This is a genomic window from Streptomyces sp. NPDC001530, from assembly GCF_042894545.1.
Taxonomy (GTDB): Bacteria; Actinomycetota; Actinomycetes; order Streptomycetales; family Streptomycetaceae; genus Streptomyces.
The window spans coordinates 245,495-268,977 of the sequence record NZ_JBIAVS010000005.1 but is presented as its reverse complement, the minus strand read 5'-3'; the positions used below and the strand labels follow the sequence as shown (position 1 = coordinate 268,977).

At 70.8% G+C, this 23,483-nt stretch carries 20 protein-coding genes; 3 read left to right on the top strand and 17 right to left on the bottom strand.

All coding sequences use genetic code 11. The features are described 5' to 3' along the window. Positions 1-8: 8 nt before the first annotated feature. From alr to glmS, 5 genes are all read right to left on the bottom strand, one after another. On the bottom strand, positions 9-1,166 hold the full coding sequence (alr, locus tag ACFY0T_RS11895) for an alanine racemase (protein ID WP_388867732.1): 1,158 nt from the start codon (positions 1,164-1,166) through the stop codon (positions 9-11). A gap of 110 nt (positions 1,167-1,276) precedes the next feature. Beyond that, complete coding sequence (locus ACFY0T_RS11890; protein WP_388867729.1) at positions 1,277-2,161, bottom strand: L,D-transpeptidase family protein; 885 nt, start codon at positions 2,159-2,161, stop codon at positions 1,277-1,279. A gap of 227 nt (positions 2,162-2,388) precedes the next feature. Beyond that, positions 2,389-3,819 (bottom strand): NAD(P)H-hydrate dehydratase, encoded by a 1,431-nt coding sequence (locus ACFY0T_RS11885; protein ID WP_388867727.1) that lies wholly within the window; start codon positions 3,817-3,819, stop codon positions 2,389-2,391. A 342-nt stretch (positions 3,820-4,161) separates the two neighbouring features. Continuing rightward, positions 4,162-4,533, bottom strand: a complete 372-nt coding sequence (locus tag ACFY0T_RS11880) for a holo-ACP synthase (protein ID WP_388867724.1) — start codon at positions 4,531-4,533, stop codon at positions 4,162-4,164. A 102-nt stretch (positions 4,534-4,635) separates the two neighbouring features. After that, entirely contained in the window at positions 4,636-6,483 is a 1,848-nt protein-coding gene (gene glmS / locus ACFY0T_RS11875) for a glutamine--fructose-6-phosphate transaminase (isomerizing) (protein WP_388867722.1), read from the bottom strand. Positions 6,484-6,651: 168 nt separating this feature from the next. Between glmS and coaA the strand changes: the two genes are divergently transcribed. Beyond that, positions 6,652-7,641 carry a type I pantothenate kinase gene (coaA, locus tag ACFY0T_RS11870; RefSeq protein WP_388867720.1) on the top strand — a complete coding sequence of 330 codons (990 nt, stop codon included), beginning with the start codon at positions 6,652-6,654 and terminating at the stop codon, positions 7,639-7,641. 16 nt (positions 7,642-7,657) lie between these two features. Continuing rightward, the gene (locus ACFY0T_RS11865) at positions 7,658-8,605 is read left to right on the top strand and encodes a DUF389 domain-containing protein (RefSeq protein WP_388867717.1); all 948 of its coding nucleotides are present in this window, start codon (positions 7,658-7,660) and stop codon (positions 8,603-8,605) included. Here the strand turns inward: ACFY0T_RS11865 and glmM are convergent. The 4 genes from glmM to ACFY0T_RS11845 form a co-directional block, all read right to left on the bottom strand. After that, positions 8,602-9,960, bottom strand: a complete 1,359-nt coding sequence (gene glmM / locus ACFY0T_RS11860) for a phosphoglucosamine mutase (protein ID WP_388867714.1) — start codon at positions 9,958-9,960, stop codon at positions 8,602-8,604. The two genes, ACFY0T_RS11865 and glmM, sit on opposite strands and share 4 nt — an antisense overlap. A gap of 183 nt (positions 9,961-10,143) precedes the next feature. Continuing rightward, complete coding sequence (gene rpsI, locus ACFY0T_RS11855) at positions 10,144-10,665, bottom strand: 30S ribosomal protein S9 (protein WP_369248599.1); 522 nt, start codon at positions 10,663-10,665, stop codon at positions 10,144-10,146. Between the two features lie 42 nt (positions 10,666-10,707). After that, complete coding sequence (rplM, locus tag ACFY0T_RS11850) at positions 10,708-11,151, bottom strand: 50S ribosomal protein L13 (protein ID WP_388867711.1); 444 nt, start codon at positions 11,149-11,151, stop codon at positions 10,708-10,710. A 247-nt stretch (positions 11,152-11,398) separates the two neighbouring features. Next, positions 11,399-12,640: a glycosyltransferase family 87 protein gene (locus ACFY0T_RS11845; protein WP_388867709.1), complete on the bottom strand. Its 1,242-nt coding sequence runs from the start codon at positions 12,638-12,640 to the stop codon at positions 11,399-11,401. A 74-nt stretch (positions 12,641-12,714) separates the two neighbouring features. On the opposite strand from ACFY0T_RS11845, the gene ACFY0T_RS11840 reads away from it, so the two are divergent. Beyond that, positions 12,715-13,602 carry a hypothetical protein gene (locus ACFY0T_RS11840; RefSeq protein ID WP_388867706.1) on the top strand — a complete coding sequence of 296 codons (888 nt, stop codon included), beginning with the start codon at positions 12,715-12,717 and terminating at the stop codon, positions 13,600-13,602. 65 nt (positions 13,603-13,667) lie between these two features. On the opposite strand, the gene ACFY0T_RS11835 is transcribed toward ACFY0T_RS11840, so the two are convergent. The 8 genes from ACFY0T_RS11835 to rplQ form a co-directional block, all read right to left on the bottom strand. Beyond that, positions 13,668-14,420, bottom strand: coding sequence for a polyprenol monophosphomannose synthase (locus ACFY0T_RS11835; protein WP_388867703.1), 753 nt, complete (start codon positions 14,418-14,420; stop codon positions 13,668-13,670). Positions 14,421-14,423: 3 nt separating this feature from the next. After that, positions 14,424-15,728, bottom strand: coding sequence for a UDP-glucose dehydrogenase family protein (locus ACFY0T_RS11830; protein WP_388867700.1), 1,305 nt, complete (start codon positions 15,726-15,728; stop codon positions 14,424-14,426). 39 nt (positions 15,729-15,767) lie between these two features. Then, a complete protein-coding gene (locus tag ACFY0T_RS11825; protein WP_388867698.1) occupies positions 15,768-17,348 on the bottom strand; it encodes a glycosyltransferase family 39 protein in 1,581 nt (526 codons plus the stop codon). Then, positions 17,345-19,078, bottom strand: coding sequence for a hypothetical protein (locus ACFY0T_RS11820; protein ID WP_388867695.1), 1,734 nt, complete (start codon positions 19,076-19,078; stop codon positions 17,345-17,347). Before ACFY0T_RS11820 ends, ACFY0T_RS11825 begins: the two co-directional genes overlap by 4 nt. After that, positions 19,075-20,082 carry a glycoside hydrolase family 26 protein gene (locus ACFY0T_RS11815; RefSeq protein ID WP_388867692.1) on the bottom strand — a complete coding sequence of 336 codons (1,008 nt, stop codon included), beginning with the start codon at positions 20,080-20,082 and terminating at the stop codon, positions 19,075-19,077. The genes ACFY0T_RS11820 and ACFY0T_RS11815 overlap by 4 nt, the downstream gene beginning before the upstream one ends. Beyond that, positions 20,079-21,692: a glycosyltransferase family 2 protein gene (locus ACFY0T_RS11810; protein WP_388867689.1), complete on the bottom strand. Its 1,614-nt coding sequence runs from the start codon at positions 21,690-21,692 to the stop codon at positions 20,079-20,081. Before ACFY0T_RS11810 ends, ACFY0T_RS11815 begins: the two co-directional genes overlap by 4 nt. A 306-nt stretch (positions 21,693-21,998) precedes the next feature. Further along, positions 21,999-22,856 carry a tRNA pseudouridine(38-40) synthase TruA gene (gene truA, locus ACFY0T_RS11805; RefSeq protein WP_388867687.1) on the bottom strand — a complete coding sequence of 286 codons (858 nt, stop codon included), beginning with the start codon at positions 22,854-22,856 and terminating at the stop codon, positions 21,999-22,001. Positions 22,857-22,971: 115 nt separating this feature from the next. Further along, entirely contained in the window at positions 22,972-23,481 is a 510-nt protein-coding gene (rplQ, locus tag ACFY0T_RS11800; protein ID WP_388867684.1) for a 50S ribosomal protein L17, read from the bottom strand. Between the last annotated feature and the right edge of the window lie 2 nt (positions 23,482-23,483).

Genomic DNA, 23,483 nt, shown 5'->3' with positions numbered 1-23,483 from the left:
AGGGGGTGCTACCCGTCTCGTTCCTCATTCACATTCACGTAGACGCGGGGGACGCGGGTTCCGATCCGGGTAACGATTTCGTATGCGATCGTGCCCGCCGCCCGGGCCCAGTCCTCGGCGGTCGGCTCGCCGCGGTCGCCAGGACCGAACAGGACGGCCTCCGCGCCGGGCTCCGGCTCGTCCCCGCCGAGGTCGACGACGAACTGGTCCATCGCGACCCGGCCCGCGACCGTCCGCCACTTGTCGCCGACCAGCACCGGGCCGGTGCCGGAGGCGTGCCGCGGGATGCCGTCCGCGTAGCCGACGGGCACGAGGCCGAGGGTCGTGTCGCCGGGCGTCGTGTAGTGATGGCCGTAGCTGACGCCGTGGCCCCCCGGAGCGCGCTTCACCAGCGCGAGTGACGCGCTCAGCGTCATCACCGGACGCAGCCCGAAGTCGGCCGGGGTGCCGAGCTCCGGGCTCGGCGAAATCCCGTAGATCGCGATCCCGGTGCGTACGAGGTCGAAGTGGCTCTCGGGGACGGTCAGCGTGGCGGGCGAGTTGGCGATGTGCCGCACCTCGGGGCGGACGTCCCGCTCCTCGGCGTACGTCAGCATCTCGCGGAAACGGGTGAGTTGGGCCTGGATGGAGGGGTGTCCGGGCTCGTCGGCACAGGCGAAGTGCGACCAGAGACCGGTGACCTTGATGAGCCCCTCGCCCTCGGCGCGCAGCGCCTCCCCGACCAGCTCGGGCCAGTCGGCGGGCTGACAGCCGTTGCGCCCGAGGCCGGTGTCGGCCTTGAGCTGGACGCGGGCGGGCGCGCCGATCTCCCGGGCCGCCGCCGCGACCTCCCGCAGCGCCCACATCCCGCTCACCGACACGTCGAGATCGGCCTCGATGGCCTGCTTCCAGGGCCCGCCGGGCGCCCAGAGCCAGCACATGATCCGCCCGTCGAGTCCGGCCGCGCGCAGGGCGAGAGCCTCCTCGGGGGTGGCGGTGCCGAGCCAGGTGGCGCCCGCCTCGCGCGCCGCGCGGGCACACGGCACCGCCCCGTGGCCATACGCGTCGGACTTGACCACGGCCATCAGGGCCGCGGACGGCGCGTGGGCGCGCAGGGTCCGCACGTTGGCCCGCAGGGCTGCCAGGTCGATCTCGGCGCGGGCGCGCAGGGGTGCTGTCTCGTTCATCGCGCCCCCAGTGTCTCAGAGGGGTCTGACAGCCCCCCGGCGCCGGTACCGGAAGGGGCCGCCCGGCGATCCGGCGGCCGGCCGTGCGACCAGCTGGCGGCGGTGTCACGTCAGGTGCCCGGCCTGCGGCCCCACACGTACACCCGATCGCCCGTCTTCAGGACGCTCCACAGTTTGCGGGCGTCGGAAAGTCCCAGATTGACGCAGCCCCAGGAGCCGTTGGGGTCGTAGACGCTGCCGTAGATGGCGTGGAAGGCCTGTCCGCCGCTGAAGAACTGGCTGTACGGCATGGGGCTGTTGTAGAGCGTCGACCAGTGGTTCTTGTGCTTCCAGTAGATCTTGAACCAGCCGGTACGCGTCCGGTATCCGGCCCGCCCGCTGCGCATCGGCACCGGCCCCCACAGCACCTTCTTCCCCTTCTGCACCCAGGTGAGCTGACGGCCCAGATCCACACAGGCGATCCGAGAGGTCCGGACAGGGCACTTCCCTGCCGCGTTCGGGTTCTTCTTCGCCGAGAGCAGTTGCATATAGGCCCAGGTGACCGGTCCGGCGAAGCCGCTGTTCGGCTTGATCTTGTACCGCGTCTGAAACGCGCGGATGGCACGGCAGTCGGCGGCGGACTGCTTTCCGTCCACCTTCAGCTTCAACCACCGCTCGACCTGCCGTTGATAGGGGCCCGTCCGTTTGCTGCACGTCACGGTGGCACCGGCAGCGGCGTCGAAGATCGGTACGTACTCAATGAGTGTGTCCGTGGGGACGGAGGCGCTGCGCGGCTCGATGGCGTCCTCTTCGCTGGTCGGCGTGTACACCCTCGGCGGAAGCATCTGATCCGGCGTATCCATCTGCCACGGCTGATACGACCCCGTCACCACGCCCGGCACCAGACTCCCGGGCCGGGGAACGGGGGGTCCGCTGTCCGCCAGCGCACTCTCACCGGGCAACACGGGCAAAACGGCCAGCAACGCGAGCACCACGGCCGTGCTCCGGCCCGTCATTCGTCTGATCATCATGCGATCAGCCATACGCAACGGCGCCACGAATCCGGGTGAGCCGCGCGGGCCGGGTCCCCCGTTCTGGGGAGGGTTCTTCGCCCCCGGAGGGGGTTTCAGCCCGTCCGGCGTTTGAGGACGAGGCCGTCAAGGCCGATAAGCGGGGTCTGGGGGTGGCACCCCCCAGTTCGGGACGGGTAGGGGCGGAGGGGCGAAGAGAGTCCTCCCCGCGGTCAGTCGCGTACGTCGCGCCAAGCGTCCGGGATCGCGGACGCGACGTCGTGGGCCCCGGCGGGCGCCCCGTCCGCCGCGAAGCGCCCCGCGAGACCGTGGAGATACGCGGCGACGCTCCCCGCCTCCAACGCGGACAACCCTGCCGCGAGCAACGACCCGGCCAGCCCCGAGAGCACGTCACCGCTCCCCGCGGTGGCCAGCCAAGCCGTCCCCGTCGGATTCACCCGCACGGCCCCACCCCCGGGATCAGCCACCAACGTCGTCGCCCCCTTGAGCAACACCGTCGCCCCATACACCCCCGCAAGCTCCCGCACGGAAGCGAGCCGAGCCCCCTCCACAGCCTCACGCGACACCCCGAGCAGCGCGGCCGCCTCCCCCGCGTGCGGGGTCATCAACGTGGGCGCACGACGGGCCCGCACGGCGCCCCGGTCCGCGAGCCGCAACCCGTCCGCGTCCACCAGCACCGGCACCTCCGCCTCCAGCACCTCCGCGACCGCCGACGCGTCGTCCCCGGCCCCGGGCCCCACGACCCACGCCTGCACCCGCCCGGCCCGCCTGGGCCCCCGGTCGGAGACGAGAGTCTCCGGGAAGCTCGCGATCACCGCGTCCGCGGCGGGCCCGACGTACCGCACCGCCCCCGCCCCGCCCCGCAGCGCACCGGACACGGCGAGCACCGCCGCCCCGGGATAGCGCGCGGACCCGGCGGCGATCCCGACGACACCGCGCCGGTACTTGTCGCTCGCGGCCCCCGGCAAAGGCAGCCGCGCGGCGACATCCGCGTGCTGCAGGGCCTCCAGCTCGGCCTCGGCGGGCAGCTCGAGGCCGATGTCGACGAGGCGTACGGAACCGGCGTACTCGCGCCCCGGATCGATGAGCAGCCCCGGTTTGTGCGTCCCGAAGGTCACCGTCAGATCGGCGCGGACCGCCGCGCCGAGGACCTCTCCGGTGTCCGCCTCGATGCCGCTCGGCAGATCGACGGCGACCACGGCCGCGCGGGATTCACGGGCGAGCTCGGCCAGCGGCGCGGCGTCGGGCCGCAGTCCGCCCTTGCCGCCGATCCCGACGATGCCGTCGACGACGAGGTCGGCGCGCCGGATGAGTGGTTCGGCGGCGCCGGGCGCGACTGAGGTGCCCCCGGCCCGCCGCAGCGCGGCCAGGCCTCCGGCATGCGTCCGTTCGGGGACGAGCAGCACCGCGGTGACGCCCGCGCCGCGGCGGGCGAGGCGCGCCCCCGCGTAGAGGGCGTCGCCACCGTTGTCCCCACTCCCCACCAGCAGCACGACCCGGCTGCCGTACACCCGGCCCAGCAACTCCGCGCAGGCCGCGGCCAGTCCGGCGGCCGCGCGCTGCATCAACGCTCCCTCGGGAAGCCGCGCCATCAGCTCCCGCTCGGCGGTTCTTACGGTCTCCACGCTGTACGCAGTACGCATACCGCCGAGTCTCCCGTACCAAGGCCCGGCGTGCGCTCGAACGAACCGACACCGGCCGCCCGCCCGAACGAACCCCGCCTGGCGCCCGCTCAATCGAACCGAAGCCCGGCGCCCGCCCGAAACGCACCGACACCCCCCGCGCGCCCGAACCAACCGCACCCGCCGCCCGCTCGAACGAACCGACACCCGCCATGCGTCCGAACCAACCGCCACCCACCGTGCGCTCGAAACGCACCGCCACCCGGCGCCCGCTCGAAACGCACCAACACCCCGCCATGCACGCGAAGCCCAGGAAGGCCCCTGGCGTCGTCCCCGGCGTCACCCCCGGCCGAGCCGGCCGAACTACCCCTCCGCCACCACCACCGCCGAAGCCACCCCCGCGTCATGACTCAGCGACACATGCCACGACCGCACGCCCAGTTCGGCCGCCCGGGCCGCCACCGTGCCCTTGACCCGCAGCCGCGGCTGGCCGCTGTCCTCCACATAGACCTCGGCGTCGGTCCAGTGGAGGCCCGCGGGAGCGCCGAGCGCCTTGGCGAGCGCCTCCTTCGCGGCGAAGCGCGCGGCCAGCGACGCGATGCCCCGGCGCTCGCCGCTCGGCAGGTACAACTCCTCTTCCAGGAAGACCCGTTCGGCCAGCCCGGGCGTGCGCTCCAGCGATGCCCGGAACCGATCGATCTCGGCCACGTCGATACCGACCCCGATGATGCTCATGCCTCGCACCCTAAGGGGCCGGGCACGGGGGTCCGCTCCACAAGGCAGCGCGTGCCGCTGCCACCACCGGCACGGCACCGGCAGCCGCGCGCCCCCTCCCGCTCACTCCACCGTCACCGACTTCGCCAGGTTCCTCGGCTGATCCACCTCGTTCCCCCGAGCCGTCGCCAGCTCGCAGGCGAACACCTGCAGGGGGACCGTCGACACCAGCGGCTGGAGGAGGGTGGGCGTCGCGGGGATGCGGATCAGATGGTCGGCGTACGGCACGACCGCCTCGTCGCCCTCCTCCGCGATGACGATCGTGCGCGCACCCCGGGCCCGGATCTCCTGGATGTTGGACACGATCTTGTCGTGCAGGACCGAGCGGCCGCGCGGCGACGGCACCACGACCACCACCGGCAGGTCCTCGTCGATCAGCGCGATCGGCCCGTGCTTCAGCTCGCCCGCCGCGAAGCCCTCAGCATGCATGTACGCCAGCTCCTTGAGCTTCAAAGCCCCCTCGAGCGCGACCGGGTAGCCCACATGCCGCCCCAAGAACAGCACGGTGTTCTTGTCGGCGAGGGAGCGCGCCAGCTCCCGTACCGGCTCCATGGTCTCCAGGACCCGCTCGACCTCGCGGGAGATCCGGGACAGCTCGCGGATGACGGCCTGGATCTCGTCGCCCCACTTGGTGCCGCGGACCTGGCCCAGGTACAGCGCGACCAGATAGCAGGCGACCAGCTGGGTGAGGAACGCCTTGGTCGAGGCGACGGCGACCTCGGGACCGGCATGCGTGTACAGCACCGCGTCCGACTCGCGCGGGATCGTCGATCCGTTCGTGTTGCAGATCGCAAGCACCTTGGAGCCCTGCTCGCGGGCGTGCCGCAGCGCCATCAGCGTGTCCATGGTCTCGCCGGACTGCGAGATGGCGATGACGAGCGTACGGGGATCCAGAATGGGGTCCCGGTAGCGGAACTCGCTCGCCAGCTCCACCTCGCACGGGATCCGTGTCCAGTGCTCGATGGCGTACTTGGCGATCAGCCCGGCGTGGAACGCCGTACCGCAGGCGATGATGACGACCTTGTCGACCTCTCGCAGGACGGCGGCCGGGATCCGCACCTCGTCGAGCGTCAGCGAGCCGGACGCGTCGATGCGGCCGAGGAGCGTATCGGCGACAGCCTTGGGCTGCTCGGCGATCTCCTTGAGCATGAAGTAGTCATAACCCCCCTTTTCGGCCGCGGAGGCGTCCCAGTCGACGTGGTACGAGCGCACGTCGGCGGGGCGGCCGTCGAAGCCGGTGACCGTCACGCCGTCCCGGCGCAGCTCCACCACCTGGTCCTGACCCAGCTCGATCGCCGACCGCGTATGGGCGATGAACGCGGCGACGTCCGAGGCGAGAAAGGCCTCGCCCTCTCCAACGCCCACCACGAGCGGCGAGTTCCGTCGCGCTCCGACCACCACGTCCGGCTCGTCCGCGTGCACCGCGACCAGCGTGAACGCGCCCTCCAGCCGCCGGCACACCAGCCGCATCGCCTCCGCCAGGTCCGCGCAGGACGAGAACTCCTCGGCGAGCAGATGCGCGACGACCTCGGTGTCCGTCTCGGAGGCCAGCTCGTGGCCCCGCTCGGCCAACTCGGCGCGCAGCAGGGCGAAGTTCTCGATGATGCCGTTGTGGACGACGGCGACCCGGCCCGCGTTGTCCAGATGCGGATGCGCGTTCGCATCCGTGGGCCCCCCGTGGGTGGCCCAGCGTGTGTGCCCGATGCCCGTCGTGCCGGTCGGCAGCGGCCGGTCGACCAGCTCCTTCTCCAGGTTGACCAGCTTGCCGGCCTTCTTCGCGGCGGCGAGCCCGCCGTCCGCGAGCATGGCGACGCCCGCCGAGTCGTATCCCCGGTACTCCAGCCGCTTCAGTCCGGCCATCACCACATCAAGCGCCGACTGCGACCCCACGTATCCCACGATTCCGCACATGGCGGCAGCGTACGGTCCCGCGGCCGTCCGAACCCGGCATCCCGTGCCCGATATCGGAAATTCCAGCCGCCTTTCGCACCGGCCGCCGGGCCTCGCGCGCGGCCCCCGGGTGACCCCGCGTGACGGACCCCACCCTCCATCCCGTCCATACTCCCGTAACAATGGACTGTGATCTCTCCGGTCTCCTCGTTGCCGCGGAGCGCCCACCGGTCCAGGCCGGAGGCGACTCCCTACGTCGACCTCACCCGTGCCGAGTGGAGCGCGCTGCGCGAAAAGACGCCGCTCCCGCTGAACGCGGAGGAGGTGGAGAAGCTGCGCGGTCTGGGCGATGTCATCGACCTCGACGAGGTCCGGGACATCTATCTGCCGCTGTCCAGACTGCTGAATCTGTACGTCGGTGCCACGGACGGCCTCAGAGGGGCGCTGAACACCTTCCTCGGCGAGAAGGGCTCCCAGGCGGGCACCCCGTTCGTCATAGGAGTCGCCGGTTCCGTGGCCGTCGGCAAGTCCACCGTCGCCCGGCTCCTGCAGGCCCTGCTCTCCCGCTGGCCCGAGCACCCGCGCGTCGAGCTGGTCACCACGGACGGCTTCCTGCTCCCCACGAAGGAGCTGGAGGCGCGCGGGCTGATGTCGCGGAAGGGTTTCCCCGAGTCGTACGACCGGCGCGCCCTGACCCGCTTCGTCGCCGACATCAAGGCGGGCAAGGACGAGGTCACCGCCCCCGTCTACTCGCACCTCATCTACGACATCGTGCCCGGCCAGAAGCTCACGGTCCGGCGCCCCGACATCCTGATCGTCGAAGGCCTGAACGTGCTGCAGCCGGCCCTGCCCGGCAAGGACGGCCGCACCCGCGTCGGCCTCGCGGACTACTTCGACTTCAGTGTGTACGTCGACGCCCGGCCCGAGGACATCGAGCGCTGGTACCTCAACCGGTTCAAGAAGCTCCGCCAGACCGCCTTCCAGAAGCCCGACTCGTACTTCCGCAAGTACACCCAGGTCTCCGAGGAAGAGGCGCTCGACTACGCCCGCACGACCTGGCGGACCATCAACAAGCCCAATTTGCTGCAGAACGTGGCGCCCACACGCGGCCGCGCGACCCTGGTCCTGCGCAAGGGCCCGGACCACAAGGTGCAGCGCCTGAGCCTGCGCAAACTCTGACCACTACGCTGCGCCCATGCTGCATCTGCGCCTGATCACCCCCGCCGACCGTACCGACGACGTCGTACGCCTGATCGAGCGGACGGTCGGCACCACGCACTTGGCCGTGCTGCCGGGCGCCGCCCGCAACCCCGTGGGCGATGTCGTCCTGTGCGATGTCGCCCGGGAGGCCGGGGACGAACTCCTCACCGGGCTACAAGAGCTGGGGATCGACGAGACCGGTTCGATCGCCGTGGAGAACATCGATCTGTCGCTGTCGAAGCGGGCCGAGAAGGCGGAGGAGGAGGCGCCGGGCGAGGGCGCCGACGCGGTGCTGTGGGAGCACCTGGCGGACGCGACGCACGAGGAATCCACGCTCTCGGTCACCTACGTCGCGTTCATCACGCTGGCCACGATGATCGCGGCCTGCGGTGTGGTCCTCGACAACGCGATCCTGATCGTGGGCGCGATGGCGGTGGGACCGGAGTTCGGGCCGCTCGCCGGGTTCTGCACGGCCCTGGTGCGGCGCGCCCCGCGGCTCGCGTGGCGCTCACTGACCGCGCTGCTCGTGGGCTTCGCCATCGCGATGCTGGTGACGGTGGCCTTCAGCTACTTCATGGACGCGGTCGGCCTGTTCAGCGAGACACAACTGGACGCCGAGCGCCCCAACACCAACTTCATCTACCGGCCCGACTGGTTCTCGTTCGTCGTAGCCGTCCTCGCCGGCTGCGCGGGCACCCTGTCCCTGACGTCCGCCAAGTCGGGCGCCCTGGTGGGCGTCGCCATCTCGGTGACCACGGTCCCGGCCGCCGCGAACGCCGCCGTCGCCTTCAGCTACACCGAGTACCACCAGGCATGGGGCTCCACCGAGCAGCTGCTGCTGAACCTGCTGGGCATCGTGCTGGCCGGCACGCTCACGCTGCTGGCCCAGAAGTGGCTCTGGGGCCGACAGCGTGAACGCACCGCCGCACTGAGCCGCTTCTAGCCGAGCGCCGACTTGACCGCGTCGGCGAGCCGTCCGGCCACCGACCGCGCGTGGTCGATGTCGGCGGCCTCGACCATGACCCGTACGAGCGGCTCGGTCCCCGAGGGGCGGAGCAACACCCGCCCGGTGGAGCCGAGTTCGCGCTCGGCGTCGGCCACCGCGGCGGCCAGCTCGGCGGAGGTCTTCACCCGCGACTTGTCGACGTCGGGCACGTTGATGAGCACCTGAGGCAGCCGCTCCATGACCGAGGCGAGGTCCTGGAGCGTACGGCCCGTCTGGGCGACCCGGGCCGCGAGGAGCAGACCGGTCAGCGTGCCGTCGCCGGTGGTGGCGTGGTCGAGGACGATGACGTGCCCGGACTGCTCGCCGCCGAGCGCGTACCCGTGCTCCTTCATCTCCTCCAGGACATAGCGGTCGCCGACCGCGGTCTGGACGAGGGAGAGCCCCTCGCGCTCCATGGCGAGCTTGAAGCCCAGGTTGGACATGACCGTCGCGACAACGGTGTCGGCGCGCAGTGCGGAACGCTCCCGCATCGCCAGCGCGATGACGGCCAGGATCTGGTCGCCGTCCACCTCGGCGCCCGTGTGGTCCACGGCGAGGCAGCGATCGGCGTCGCCGTCGTGCGCGATACCGAGGTCGGCGCCGTGCTCGAGGACGGCGGCCTGGAGTTTGGCCAGGTGGGTGGAGCCGCAGCCGTCGTTGATGTTGAGCCCGTCCGGCTCCGCGCCGATCGTGATGATCTCGGCGCCGGCGCGCGCGAAGGCCTCGGGCGACACCCGGGCGGCGGCACCGTGCGCCTCGTCGAGGACGACCTTCACACCGTCGAGGCGGTTCGGGAGTACGCCGATGAGGTGAGCGACGTACTGGTCGAACCCCTCGCCGTAGGAGCGCACGCGGCCGACCCCGGCACCGGTGGGCCGGTCCCAGGGAGCGCCGGTGCGGTGCTCCTCGTAGACGCCCTCGATCCGGTCCTCCAGCTCGTCGGCGAGCTTGTGGCCGCCGCGGGCGAAGAACTTGATGCCGTTGTCGGGCATGGCGTTGTGGCTGGCGGAGAGCATCACGCCGAGGTCGGCGCCCAGCGCCCCGGTGAGGTACGCCACCGCGGGGGTGGGCAGCACACCGACGCGCAGGACGTCCACGCCCGCGCTGGCCAGGCCCGCGACCACGGCGGCCTCCAGGAACTCCCCGGACGCGCGCGGGTCCCGCCCGACCACCGCGACCGGCCGGTGGCCCTCGAACGTGCCCGCCTCGGCCAGTACGTGCGCCGCCGCCACGGAGAGCCCGAGCGCGAGCTCGGCCGTCAGATCCGCGTTGGCGACACCGCGCACGCCGTCCGTGCCGAAGAGTCGTCCCACTTGTCCTCCTGAGGAAGCTTCAGAGTTCGGAAGTCATCCGATCACACGGGCCTTTGAGCACCTTGTGCCGTTATACGCCCATGGGCTGTGATAAACGAACGCCCCGGCGGCACTGTGGCGTGCCGCCGGGGCGTTCGGACTACTACGCGTACTACGACTACGCGTACGAGCAGGCAGCGAAGATTAACGCTTGCTGTACTGCGGAGCCTTGCGGGCCTTCTTGAGACCGGCCTTCTTGCGCTCGACCGCACGGTCGTCGCGCTTGAGGAAGCCGGCCTTCTTCAGGGCGCCGCGGTTGTTGTCGACGTCCGCCTCGTTCAGCGCACGGGCGACACCGAGGCGCAGGGCACCGGCCTGGCCGGAGACGCCGCCACCCGAGATGCGGGCGATGACGTCGTAGCGGCCGTCGAGCTCGAGCACCTTGAAGGGCTCGTTGACTTCCTGCTGGTGCACCTTGTTCGGGAAGTAGTCCTCGAGCGTACGCCCGTTGATCTTCCACTTGCCGGTGCCCGGGACGATCCGGACGCGGGCGATGGCGTTCTTGCGACGGCCCAGGCCGGCGGCCGGCTGGGGCTCGCCGAAGCGGGACGCCAGGGACTCCGAGGTGTACTCGCCCTCGACGGGGACCTCGGACTCGGTGGTGTACTGGTCGATGTCGACGAGCTCAGTCTCTTCGACCGGCTGCTCAACGGTGGTCTCGGCCACGATTCTCCTCAGATTCTCTTCAGTCTTAGGGGGTGGCCGGACTTACTGCGCGACCTGGGTGATCTCGAACGGCACCGGCTGCTGGGCAGCGTGCGGGTGCTGGTCGCCCGAGTAGACCTTCAGCTTCGAGAGCATCTGACGGCCCAGGGTGTTCTTGGGGAGCATGCCCTTGACGGCCTTCTCGACGGCCTTCTCGGGGTTCTTGTCCAGCAGCTCGTCGTAGCGGACGGAGCGCAGACCACCCGGGTAACCGGAGTGGCGGTACGCCATCTTCTGGGTCCGCTTGTTGCCGGACAGGTGCACCTTGTCGGCGTTGATGATGATGACGAAGTCACCGGCATCGACGTGCGGGGCAAAGATCGGCTTGTGCTTGCCCCGCAGAAGGTTGGCGGCGGTGGTCGCCAGACGGCCGAGGACGACGTCCTGGGCGTCGATGACGTGCCACTGGCGAGTGATGTCGCCGGGCTTGGGGCTGTACGTACGCACGGTTCGTAGCCTTCGCTTCTTCAGTGAGTGGGTCCTGACAAGGCCACCACGGACGATCACGACAGCCCTGACCGCACCTCGGTGACGCATACCGAGTGCTGGTCGCTGGTCATCGGCCCCGGTGGACCGGTGTAAGGGCCCCCCACGTGAGAATGAGCAAGCCAATACACATAACGAACTGCAAGCCTACCTGCGGCGACCTGGATGGGTCAAAACGCGGGTCGAGCACGTACGTCTACCGCTGTCGTTACTGCTGTGGGCAATCGTCCCGCAGGGCGATGGGGGTCCCCCCTGCTCGAGCGGAGTCGAGAGCTTGGGGGAGGGTGGGCACAGCCTGCAGCGCCGGGCGCCTTGTCACAGACAGCTCCGGCCGCACGGCCACCGCGGCAAACAGCACACACAAGGCTACGCAGTCCCGGAAGGCCCGCCGAGTCAACGGTTCCAGGTAAGGCCAGGTAACCCCAGGGACCTGCGGCACGAGAGCCACCCAGAACCACGGGCTGCGGGCCACCGCGCCAGGAAACGGCACCCCCGCGACCAGCAGCGGCACCACGACCAGCAGATAGTGGTCGTAAGACGGCCGCGACACCAGAAACGCCGAGAGCATCAGCATCACGGCGGTCTCGACGACCCGCAGCGGCCCAGGATCGGCGCGGCGCCACCGCCGGTACGCACACCACACCCCCGCCCCCGCGGCCACGAAGGCGACCAGGGAAGCCACCCCCTGGGGCACCCCGAGCCGGGCCAGCACCGCCCCCGGCGAAGCTTCGTACAGCCGTACGAACCTGTCGTGCCCACGCAGCAGAAACGGCAACGTCCGTGTGACAAACCCCGCAGGATCGGGCATCAGCAGCGCCGCCCCACCGGAGACCACCGCCGGCACCAGCACAAGGGAGCCCAGCCCCCGCCACCGCCGGGCGAAGACGAAGAGCAGCGCCACCGGCGCGAGCAGGGGCTTCAGGACGATCGCCGCGCCGATCACGGCCCCCGCCGCGACCCACCGCCCCCGCACCGCGCACAGCAGCCCGAGCGGCAGCGCGGCCGCCGCCGTCACGGTCCAGTTGCCGAGCGTCACCAGATGCCCGAAGGGCGCGAAGCCCAGCGCGAGAGCGATGAGGCCGAGCACGCCGAAGCGGCTGCGCCACACGATCCCGTGGATCCGGAGCGCACAGGCCCAGCCCACCACCAGCAGCCCAGTCACCGTCAGCGGGACGAGTACCCGCAGCGCGGCCAGCGGCAGCAGCGCCTGCGGCACCGCCGCGAGCACCGCGCCGGGCAGATAGAGGAAGTGCGGGTCGGCGTAGGGCGAGCCGCCGTCCAGCCAGGTCCGGGCGGCCCGGACGACGATCGCGTTGTCCATCCCGCCGTCCCGGCTCCTGCGCACGACGTTGACGACGGGGACGCAGAGCACCACGGCCAGCACCGCCCACGCATGCCAGGACGCCCGATGCGCCAACCACCCGGAGATGTCACTTTTGCCCTCGTTCATGCAGGTCACGCTAGGGGCTCAAGTGCGCCGTGATGCGGAACGGCACCCCCCAACCCCCGTCTAAGATGCGGCGCATGAGTTATGGGCAGGGTGGGCAGGGGCAGCCTCCGTGGGATCCCTGGAAGCCGGGTTCTCAGCAGCCTCAGTGGGGCAACCAGACCGCCGATCGGACTCCTGACTGGGCGGCACTCGCCGAGGCGTCCGAGTCGCGCAACAAGCGCCGAAGACTGCTGTTCATCGGCGGCGGAGCGCTCGCCACGGTCGCGGTCGGCGCGGCCGTCGCCGTGGCCGTGGTCTCCGCGAACGGGGACAGTCAGGCCTCGAACCAGCCCTCCAACCTGCCGGCCACCGCGGACATCCCGAGCTCCACCAGCGCGCCGGAGCCGTCGTTCGAGCCGACCTCGGCCCCTCCCCCGCTGGACCCAAAGGACTTCATATCCAGCGCGAAGAAGGACACGGCGCCGCTCAGCCCGGACATCCTCTTCCCCGGTACGCAGCTGACGATGGGCGACCGCGTCTACCGCAAGGGCCCGACGGCCGACACGAAGAACTGCGCCTCGGCCGCCAAGGACACCCTCCGCTCGGTCCTCACCAAGAACGGCTGCACGCGCGTCCTGCGCGTCACCTACACCAAGGACGGCGTCGCGGTGACGGTCGGCGTGGCCGTCTTCGACACCGAGGCCAAGGCGGCCAAGGCCAAGGGCGAGGCGGACAAGAAGAGCATCATCGCCTCGCTGGCCGGCAACGGCATCAAGTCCTTCTGCAACGCCGCCGTCTGCCGCTCGACCACCAACTCCTACGGCCGCTACGCCTACTTCACGCTCGCCGGGTTCACCAACGGCAAGGACGTGACGACGAAGGACACCAAGGTCTTCACGACCGGCGACGACCTGGCCGAGTTCGCCTTCCGGCAGATCCGCCGCCGCGGCGAGGCCCAGGCGTCCGCCGCGGCCAACGAGTAGCCGGGCGTTCGGCGGCGACCGACGAGCAGCCGGCCGCCGCCCGCGCAAAAGCCCGCCAGAGGCCGCTACTTGTGCTTCATCCGCAGCCGGATCGGCACCACCGCCGACTCCAGCTGCGTCCGCAGCGTCATCTTGGAGACCCCCTCGGTCCGCTCCTCGAAGCGGATCGGGATCTCCACGGCGCTGTGTCCGGCGCGTACGGCCTTGTACTTGAGCTCGACCTGGAAGCTGTAGCCCGCGCTGTCCAGCGTGGCCAGGTCGACATCGCGCAGGGTCGCGGCCGACCACAGGTTGAACCCGGCCGTGATGTCCCGGATCCTGGTGCCGAGCACGGCGCGGGCGTACCCGTTCGCGAAGCGCGAGAGCAGCACCCGGTGCACACCCCAGTCCTCGTCGAGCGAGCCGCCCTCGACGTACCGGCTGCCGATGACGAGCCCCACGCCGGTGGCCACGGCCGTGCCGAGCATCCGTGGCACGGCGTCCACGGGGTGGCTGCCGTCGGCGTCCATCTGCGCGACATACTCCGCGCCCTCGTCGAGCGCGGCGCTCATCCCGGCCGTGTACGCCCGCCCCAGCCCGTCCTTCTCCGTCCGGTGCAGCACGCTCATCCGGCGCCGGCCGTCGGCGTTGTACTTCTCGGCGAGCTCTTCGGCGATCCGCCCGGTGCCGTCCGGGCTGGAGTCGTCCACGATCTTCAAGTGCAGCCCGGCGAGCGGCAGTTGGAGCACCGCCTCGGCCATCCGGGGCAGATTCGCGGCCTCGTTGTACGTCGGCATCACCACGGTGACCGCCGCGTCCGCCCCCACGTCGTACGTCATCTCCTACTTCCCCTCCCCTACGGGCGCGGGTCGTCCCAGCGCCCGGAACCGCCAGCCCGCCGCGGTCCAGCGGTCCGCGTCGAGCACCCCCCTGCCGTCCACGATCCGCGGACGCGAGACCAGTGGGACGAGCCGCGCGGGGTCCAGCTCCCGGAACTGCGGCCACTCGGTCAGATGCAGCACGAGATCGGCGCGGCGCAGCGCCTCCTCGGCCGAGACGGCGTACCCGAGGAGCGGATACGCCTTGCGGGCGTTGTCCATCGCCTCCGGGTCGTAGACCGTGACGTCGGCGCCGTCGAGCCGCAGCCGCGCGGCCACGTTCAGCGCGGGCGAGTCGCGGATGTCGTCCGAGCCCGGCTTGAAGGCGGCGCCCAGGACGGCGATCCGGGCGCCGAGTACGGCTCCCCCGCACAGCTCGCGCGCGAGCGCGACGACCTTGTCCCGGCGCCGCATGTTGATCGCGTCGACCTCGCGCAGGAAGCCGAGCGAGACGCCGAGTTCGTCGGCGCGGTGGGCGAAGGCGCGGATGTCCTTGGGCAGACAGCCGCCGCCGAAGCCGACTCCGGCGCGCAGGAACTTCCCTCCGATCCGCTCGTCGTGGCCGATGGCCTCGGCCAGTACCGACACATCGCCGCCCGCGGCCTCACACACCTCGGCCATCGCGTTGATGAACGAGATCTTGGTAGCGAGGAAGGCGTTGGCGGCCGTCTTGACCAGCTCGGCGGTCGGGAAGTCGGCGGTGACCAGCGGGGTCCCGGCGGCGAGGACAGGGGCGTACACCTCCCGGAGGACCGCTTCCGCGCGCTCGGACTCGACCCCGAACACCAGCCTGTCGGGCCGCAGCGTGTCCTCGACGGCGAAGCCCTCGCGCAGGAACTCCGGGTTCCAGGCGACCTCGGCGTCATGCGTGTCCGCGAGCCGCCGGGCGGTCCCCACCGGCACAGTGGACTTGCCGACGAGCAGCGCGCCGTCCGTCGCGTGCGCGGCGATCGCCGAGAAGGCCGCGTCCACGTACGTGAGGTCGGCGCCCTCGGAGTCCTCGCGCTGCGGGGTGCCGACGCACACGAAGTGCACCTGGCCGAAGGCCGCCGCCTCCTCGTAGGAGGTGGTGAAGCGCAGCCGCCCGGAGGCGAGGTGCCTGCGCACCAGCTCGCCGAGGCCCGGCTCGTGGAACGGCACCCGCCCGGCGGCCAGCGCGGCCACCTTGTCGGGGTCGACGTCGACGCCGAGCACGTCGTGCCCGAGCTCCGCCATGCAGGCGGCGTGGGTGGCGCCGAGATAGCCGGTGCCGATGACTGTGAGCCGCATACGGGCGGCCTCCTTAACCTTCATGTTCCGGTCCGGCCGCTACGTGCGTTCCAGCACCTGTACGACGACGCGGTGCAGCTTCACCGTGCGCACGGCCTTGAAGTCCTTCTCGATCGCCGCGGCCGTCTTCTCCTGCGCGCCGGTCAGCGGCGGGCGGCCGTCGCTGACCGTGGAGACCAGCCAGAGCCGGTCGACTCCCTTGAGGCAGCGGGCCGGGCGCTTGCACTCGCTGGCGCCGTACGAGCCGTTCTGCTGCGGGGTCCACTCCATGAGGACGTCCTTGGGAGCCTTGCGGTCCCGCAGTTCGTACGCCATGGCGCGGCGCTCGGACAGCCCGCCGTTGAAGATCATGCCGTCGCCCGGCTTCTCGCCGGACGCGATCGCGTTCGCCGCGGCCGCGTAGTCCGGCTCGTCGGGCAGGTCCTTCTTCGCGTCGCCGATCGCGGGCCACGCCACGAAGGCGTACGCGGCGGCGACGGCCGCCACCAGCAGCCCCCCGAAGGCCTTCACGGCGGCGCCCCGACGGGCCCCGGGGTCGAGCCGCCCCGCGAGCCGGGTGACCGCGGCGGCCACGAGCAGGGTCCACGCCGGGATGGTGAAGAGGAGATAGCGCGGCAGGAAGAGGTGCAGCTGATCAGCGGTCAGGAAGGTGAGCACGGGCGGCAGTACGGCCCAGGTGCCGAGCAGCAGCGCGTAGCGGCGGGCCGCCAGCAGTCCGAGCACGCCGAGCGCCATCACGGCTCCGCCGGTGATCCACGACCCGAACAGCTTCTCCGGGAAGTCCATCAGGTCCTCGGTCGTGGTGGTGTTCCACGCTATCTGCCCGCTCTGCCCGGACCCCTGCGCCACCATCGGCAGCGTGAGGGACAGGCCGAGCAGCGCCGCGCCCGCGAAGGCGTAGTGCGCGATGCGGTCGCCGCGCTTCTTCGCCAGCACGACCAGGCCCAGATGCCCGGCGATCACGGACATCGCGACCAGGTGGCCGAACCCGGTCGCCGCGATCGCCAGCGCGTACAGCGTCCAGTCCCGCAGGCTCGGCTTCTCCAGGGCCCGCAGCAGGAGCAGCGTGGCGAGCAGCGCGAAGAGGGTGGCGAAGGCGTACGGCCGCGTCTCCTGCCCGTACCGCGTGATCGCCGGGACCACCGCGAACAGCAGCCCGGCCAGCAGCCCGGCCCGCACCGCGAACATCCGCCGCCCGAGCAGTCCGACCAGCCCGGCCGAGACCCCCATGGCCAGCGCCCCCGGCAGCCGCAGCGCGGCCGGGGAGTCACCGGCCACCGCGATCCACAGGTGCATGCCCGCGTAGTACGGCGTGAAGACGACGTCGATGTTGTCGATCAGCCGCCCGAGGAAGTGCCACGACAGCGAGGACGCCCACCAGGTGGCGTGCTCGTCGCGCCACAGCTGGCGCTTGCCGAGGCCCGGCAGCACACACGCGAGCGCGACCAGCGTCGGCAGCGCGAAGACGAGCAGCGCGGAGCCCTTTCCGCCGCGATCGGCACGGCGCCGGGCCGCGCGCCCCTGCGTCCCGGGCTCCGGCTGCGGAGCCTGCGCGTGCGCCCTCGTCGCCTCGTCCGGTGTGGCCCGCGTCGCCTCGTCCGGTGTGTACGCCGCCGTCATCGCTTCACCCAGATCCGGTACGGCGCCTGCCCGTCGCCGCTGTCCTTGTCGGCGGGCCGCAGCACGGCCAGCAGCCGGTAGTGCGCGTCGCCGCGCAGCACGTCGGGCACCGAGGCGGCGCGCAGCACGATCGCGTCGTAGGAGCCCTTCTTCACGGCGGACGCCAGTGCGGCCCCGCGCCCGGCCCGGTGCCACTGGCCCGGGTCGGTGTGGGTGCGCAGGTAGTACGCGGAGATCTCGGGCTCGTCGCTGAGGTAGCTCCCCTTGGCGCCCTGCTCGGCCACGACCTCGCGCAGCGCGCCGATCATGGCGGCCGAGTCCGGCGGCCGGTACAGCTCCCGCGTCTGCGCCATGCCCACGACCAGGGCGGCGACGTAGATCATGATGCCGATCTGCGGGTAGCGGAAGTGGGCGCCCATCATCCGGGAGATGCCGAGGCCCGCCATCGGCACCGCGAAGAGCAGGCCGAAGCCGACGTGGATGTGCAGCGAGCTGCCGTTGCCGAGATACGCCTGGTAGAGCGGGGCCAGCAGGGCGGTGCCGCACATGGTGAGCCCCAGGGAGGCCCTTCTGATCGTCCCCGGCGCGGAGCCCTCGGCCCAGGGCATCTCGCCCATCCGGGCCCGGCGGGCGAAGCCGACGGCGCCGATCACCGCCACGAGCAGGACGACGCCGCCCCACTCGGCGCTCTCCTTGAGCAGGCTCGCCGCGCTGTCGGTGGCGTGCGCGTTCCAGCCGTGCGGCATGCCGTGCAATTCGACGCCGACGAAGCACAGGGCTCCGGTCGCCGCCGCGAAGAGCCCGCCCCGCACGAAGGCGCCGGCCCCGCGGAAGCGGTAGGCGGTCAGTACGGCAAGCACCGTCAGCGACGGCAGGTACAGAGCCGCCGAGTACGCGGCGAAGGGCGCCAGCGCCGCGAAGGGCGCCGCCAGCAGCACGGCCGCGGGGCTCGACTGGCGGGTCCTGGCCAGCAGCCACAGGGCCGCGGTCAGCAGGAACAGCGACAACGAGTGCAGGGAGGCGTACCGGCCGGTGAAGGCGGTCGACTCCAGTACGGAGTACATCGCGGCGGCGGCGAGACCGGCCCGCGCATTGAACAGCAGTCGGGTCGCGCCGAACAGCAGCGCCGTCGCGCCGAGCGCCCAGGCCAGGCTCAGCGTCCGGGCGCCGGTCAGCCCCACGTCCGACAGCAGCCCGGAGAGCGTGCCGTCGGACGTCAGGAACTTCGCCTCCTGCGCGAAGGCGCTCCCGTCGAGCCGGTAGGACAGACCCGCCTGGACCAGCAGGATCAGCACCAGCACACCGCGGCTGATCCATGCCGAGCGGCTGTTGTCGACCGACCAGGCGGAGACGGGCACTTCGGGCAGCACATAGCCCGGTTCGGGCTCGGGCTCGGACTCGGTCTCCGGGTCGAGGACCGTGTAGTGCGGGACGTAGTAGTCGGCGTCGGGGTCCTCGGCGTGGGCCTGCGGGGCGCTGTAGGGCGGGTACTGCTGCTGCCAGGGGCCGGGGCTGGGCTGTTCCTGCCAGCCCGGCTGTGGATGGCCGGTCTGCTGGCCCGGCTGCTGCTGCCCCGAATATTGCAGAAACGTTTCCTGACCCTGTGCGGCCTGCGGGACCTGTGCGGCATGTGGGACCTGCCCGGCCGCCGGGACCTGCTGCCCCTGCGAGCCCTGCTGCTGCCAGTACTGCTGCCCGGACCGCAGCCCGTACTCCTGCTCACCGCTCATGACCGCGGCACCTCGAATCCGAAGGCGTCGTCGGCGATCAGGCGCTTGAACTCGGCCAGGGCGAGCGGGCTGCTCTGGATGCGCCAGTCGGCCCGCTTGGGGATGTTGAACCAGAGGAAGCCGATGACGTCGTCGTTCTCCGCGACCCCGCCGAGCAGCCCGCGCACATCGGCGCGCCGCCGCTCCCCGGGCTCCGCCGAGGTCTCGCTGATCAGCACCGGCTTGTCGGTGAAGGTGGCCACCTGCCGCAGCGTCGGCCCGTACAGGGTGTCGAAGGTGTGGGCGCCGGTCGTCGTCCAGTAGCCGACGATCCCGACCCAGTCGACGTACGCGTCACCGGGCCAGTACGACTTCAGCTTCACGGACGGAACGGGGTTGACCACATTGGGGCTCCACACCCAGATCACGTTGGTGGCACCGACCTCCTGGAAGAGGCTGTGGATGTGCTGCCACGCCGTCACGAAGGTCGCGGCCTTCGTGTCCTTGGTCCCCCACGGGTACCAGTGGCCGTTCATCTCGTGCCCGAAGCTGATCGCGACGGGCACATTGGTCTCGCGGACGCTCGCCGCGAACTTCCTGATGTACGAGTCCTGCGAGCCGTCCGCGATCTTGTCGAGGCCGGGCTTGAACGGCTCCCACGAGACGTACAGCAGCCCGCCGTCCTCGAACACGTTCTGCGCACCCTCGGCGTTGAAGCCGTCGCCCCACGACGAGTACGACCCGACCAGGTTCGGCTGCTTGCCGACGGTCTTCGCGAACGCGTCCACCGGCTTCATCGAGCTGGGCGCACCGTCCACGGCGACCCCGAAGTACTTCTTGGCCGGATGCAGCAACGGCTGCACGTCGTACGGAACCTGCTGCGCGGCCCCCGCGGAGGAGTGGGCGGACGGCTCACGGGCGGCGTCGGCGGCGGGGTCGCTGTCGCCCCCGAGCAGGCCACAGCCGGAGACCCCCGCCAGGGCCATCAGCACCAGTGCCAGCGGGAGCAGCGTCTTGCGGATCATGCGATGTCACCTGCGGGGGCGGTGTGGTGCTCCTTGGGCTGGATCAGCGCGCGGGCGACGACCAGCGCGTAGAACAGCCCGGAGGACAGGACGAGGGCGAAGTCCGGCGGGTAGCCGGTGAACAGCCGGTACACGGCGGCGCCGACCCAGACCACGGCCGTACCGCCGCTCCAGATCCACAGGCCCAGCCAGAACCGCCGGGTCTTGTTCTTCTTCGCGCCCTTGGACCCGGTCGGCTGCCAGCCCATGCGCTGCTTGCGCAGGATGTCCCAGATGGCGAAGACGTGCGCCCAGCCGTACATCATCCGCGCCGACCAGGCCTCGAGCCGGTACGGCGCCTTGTGCCACATCGGGAAGATCATGGTCGTGTAGACGATGCTGGGCAGCACCCACACCAGATGCTTGACCTGCAGCATCTCCGGGCTGGTGAGCAGCAGGACGATCGGCACGAGCGGCGCCACGAAGGTGAACAGCGCGGTGTGGATGTAGTAGAAGAACCCGGACATGTAGCAGAGCCGGCTCGAGAACCGGATCGGCGCGTCCCAGAACTTCTTGCTGCCGAGCAGCGACATCGAGCCGGAGCACCAGCGGTACTGCTGGTTGAAGAAGGCGCCGGCCGCGTCCGGGCAGACCCCGGTGGACAGCGCGACGGGCACGTACTTCAGGTCCCAGCCGAGCCCGCGCAGATCGAATCCGGTGTGCACGTCCTCGGAGTGCTCGATCAGCGTCGTACCGCCGTTGGTGTCCAGCGCCGCCCGCCGGTAGATCGCGCAGGAGCCGACGCATATCGCGCCGTCACTGCCCTGCCGCGACACCTGCACGGAACGGTAGAAGAGCTCCTGTACGGCGCCCGCGCCCCGCTCGATCCAGTTCTGCGAGTCGAGCACCCGGAAGTACTGCGGGGACTGCACGATCCCGATGCGCTCGTCCGCCTCCATGTACGGCAGCAGCTCCTCCAACAGGTCGGAGCGCGGAGTGAAGTCGGCGTCGAGGATGAGGATGTACTTGCCGTCCGACTGGCCGAAGCCGTAGTGCAGGTTGCCGGCCTTCTTGAACCAGCCGCGGTTCTCCCGGGTGCCGTAGCGGAACCCGAAGTCGGCGGCCATCGCGGCCAGTTCCGGGCTCGCACCGTCGTCGAGGACGAAGGGCACGCACCGCCCGGGATAGCGGTCGGCCAGCTGCCGTACGTGCGTCCAGGTGTTGTGCAGCACCTCGATGGGCTCGCCGCACACGGGCAGGAAGACGTCGACGGTCGGGTAGACCGCGGGCCGCCAGCCGCGCACCAGCTGCTGGTGGTACGCGAAGTCGAAGTCCCTGGTGAAGCCGTTCACCCGCAGCGATACGAGGTAGTAGACCACCGTGAAGGCGAGCGGAGGCGCGAAGATCCACATCAGGGGACTGGCCTGCGTCAGCGCGACCTGACTGACGGTCAGGCACCCGAAGCTGACGACCGACGCGAGCGTCAGCACCCACAGGCGCCGCTTCACGTACGAGTACTTCTCCGCATGCGAGGGCGGCGCGGGCAGCAGCCCGAGCGGTGCCTCAGCACCGCCATGCCGTCCTCCGTGCCGTGCGGCCCTGCGCCCCCCAGCGCCTGCCGCTCCGGACATGCGGGCAGAGTCAAGTGATGACATTCCCACCCTCCGGGCCGATGGCCCGTGCTACCCCCACCGCAAACGGCCCCGCATAGAACGCGAGACCGAGAGACGAAAGGTTATCCGAGGGGTAAGAAAGTCGTAAGAGCCAACAAGGGCCTTACGCCCGGTAAATGACGATAAGTGCGCTATCTACGTGGAAATTACAGGTAACTAATAGGTTTCACGCCACGCACACCGGGCGGACACCGGCTCTCCTCGGTCAGCGACCGCGGGACTCCAGCAACTCGACCGTCACGTTGTGCAGCCGCCAAAGGGCCCTCAGCAGCAGCCCGCCCCCGGCAACGTCCGCTTGTTCCGCGCCTCCTTGTTCCGCGCGGCCAGCAACTCGTCGGCGGGGTAACCCACTTCTTCGAGCGTCAGCCCGTGCGGCCGTACGACATGAACAGCGGAATCCCGTACGCCGGCGCCCAGCACCTTCGCGGGCCACTCGACACCCCGGTGCCCGTCCCCCACGAACAACAAGGCCCCGATGAGCGACCGCACCATGTTGTGGCAGAAGGCGTCGGCACGCACGGTGGCGGTGATGATCCCGTCATCGCCGCGTACGAGGCTCAGCTCCTGGAGCGTACGAATCGTCGTCGCCCCTTCGCGCTTCTTGCAGTAGGCGGCGAAGTCGTGCTCCCCGAGCAGTCCCCGGGCCGCCTCGTTCATGGCGTCGATGTCGAGCGGCCAGTCGTGCCACAGCACATGGTTGCGCAGCAACGGATCGACACCGCCCGGGTTGTCGGTGACCCGGTATGCGTACCGCCGCCAGATCGCGGAGAAGCGAGCATTGAAGCCGGTGGGCGCCTCCCTGAGGGCCCACACCCGCACGTCCTTGGGCAGGCGGCCGGCGAGCCGCTTGAGCAGCTTCCCGTGGTGCTCGCCCCAGACCTCCCGAGGCAGGTCCACATGAGCGACCTGCCCCCGTGCGTGCACCCCGGCATCGGTCCGCCCGGCCACGGTCAGCTCATACGTCGTGTCCTTCGACCGCGTAACCGTCCGCAGGGCATCCTCGATCTCCCCCTGCACGGTCCGCCGCCCCCCGGCCTGCTTGGCCCACCCGGAAAACGCGGTCCCGTCATAGGAAAGGTCCAACCGCACCCGCACGAAACCGGGCTGCACTTCGTCACTCACACCTAAATCCTCTCAGCCACACGCACAGCCGCGAACGGCGATCCGCCCCCACCAGGGGAACGCGAAAGCGGGCCCGCCCCGCAGGGGGCGGACCCGCTCAACGCAAGGCAGTGCCTCAGGCGTCCTTGGACTCCTCGGCGGCGGCCTCGTCGGCAGCCGGCTTGGTGTCCTCAACAACCTCGGCAGCAGCCGGAGCCGCAGCCTCGGCGTCCTTCGCGGCACGCTTCGTGGCCGCCTCGGCCTCACCGGTGGCCTGCTGGGCCACGGTCAGGGCCTCCACCAGCTCGATGACAGCCATGGGCGCGTTGTCGCCACGACGGTTACCGATCTTGGTGATACGGGTGTAACCACCCGGGCGGTTCTCGTAGCGCGGGCCGATCTCGGTGAAGAGCGTGTGGACGACGCTCTTGTCCGTGATGACCTGGAGCACCTGACGGCGGTTGTGAAGGTCGCCCTTCTTCGCCTTGGTGACCAGACGCTCCGCGTACGGGCGCAGGCGACGGGCCTTCGCCTCGGTGGTGGTGATGCGGCCGTGCTCGAAGAGCGACTTCGCGAGGTTCGCGAGGAGCAGCTTCTCGTGCGCGGCGCTGCCGCCCAGACGGGCACCCTTGGTGGGCTTCGGCATGG

Bases quoted from the DNA above. Each gene is read 5' to 3' on its own strand.
- alr (WP_388867732.1), bottom strand. From the start codon at position 1,166: ATGAACGAGACAGCACCCCTGCGCGCCCGCGCCGAGATCGACCTGGCA.
- ACFY0T_RS11890 (WP_388867729.1), bottom strand. From the start codon at position 2,161: ATGACGGGCCGGAGCACGGCCGTGGTGCTCGCGTTGCTGGCCGTTTTG.
- ACFY0T_RS11885 (WP_388867727.1), bottom strand. From the start codon at position 3,819: ATGCGTACTGCGTACAGCGTGGAGACCGTAAGAACCGCCGAGCGGGAG.
- ACFY0T_RS11880 (WP_388867724.1), bottom strand. From the start codon at position 4,533: ATGAGCATCATCGGGGTCGGTATCGACGTGGCCGAGATCGATCGGTTC.
- glmS (WP_388867722.1), bottom strand. From the start codon at position 6,483: ATGTGCGGAATCGTGGGATACGTGGGGTCGCAGTCGGCGCTTGATGTG.
- ACFY0T_RS11865 (WP_388867717.1), top strand. From the start codon at position 7,658: ATGCTGCATCTGCGCCTGATCACCCCCGCCGACCGTACCGACGACGTC.
- ACFY0T_RS11845 (WP_388867709.1), bottom strand. From the start codon at position 12,640: ATGAACGAGGGCAAAAGTGACATCTCCGGGTGGTTGGCGCATCGGGCG.
- ACFY0T_RS11840 (WP_388867706.1), top strand. From the start codon at position 12,715: ATGAGTTATGGGCAGGGTGGGCAGGGGCAGCCTCCGTGGGATCCCTGG.
- ACFY0T_RS11835 (WP_388867703.1), bottom strand. From the start codon at position 14,420: ATGACGTACGACGTGGGGGCGGACGCGGCGGTCACCGTGGTGATGCCG.
- ACFY0T_RS11830 (WP_388867700.1), bottom strand. From the start codon at position 15,728: ATGCGGCTCACAGTCATCGGCACCGGCTATCTCGGCGCCACCCACGCC.
- ACFY0T_RS11825 (WP_388867698.1), bottom strand. From the start codon at position 17,348: ATGACGGCGGCGTACACACCGGACGAGGCGACGCGGGCCACACCGGAC.
- ACFY0T_RS11820 (WP_388867695.1), bottom strand. From the start codon at position 19,078: ATGAGCGGTGAGCAGGAGTACGGGCTGCGGTCCGGGCAGCAGTACTGG.
- ACFY0T_RS11815 (WP_388867692.1), bottom strand. From the start codon at position 20,082: ATGATCCGCAAGACGCTGCTCCCGCTGGCACTGGTGCTGATGGCCCTG.
- ACFY0T_RS11810 (WP_388867689.1), bottom strand. From the start codon at position 21,692: ATGTCCGGAGCGGCAGGCGCTGGGGGGCGCAGGGCCGCACGGCACGGA.
- rplQ (WP_388867684.1), bottom strand. From the start codon at position 23,481: ATGCCGAAGCCCACCAAGGGTGCCCGTCTGGGCGGCAGCGCCGCGCAC.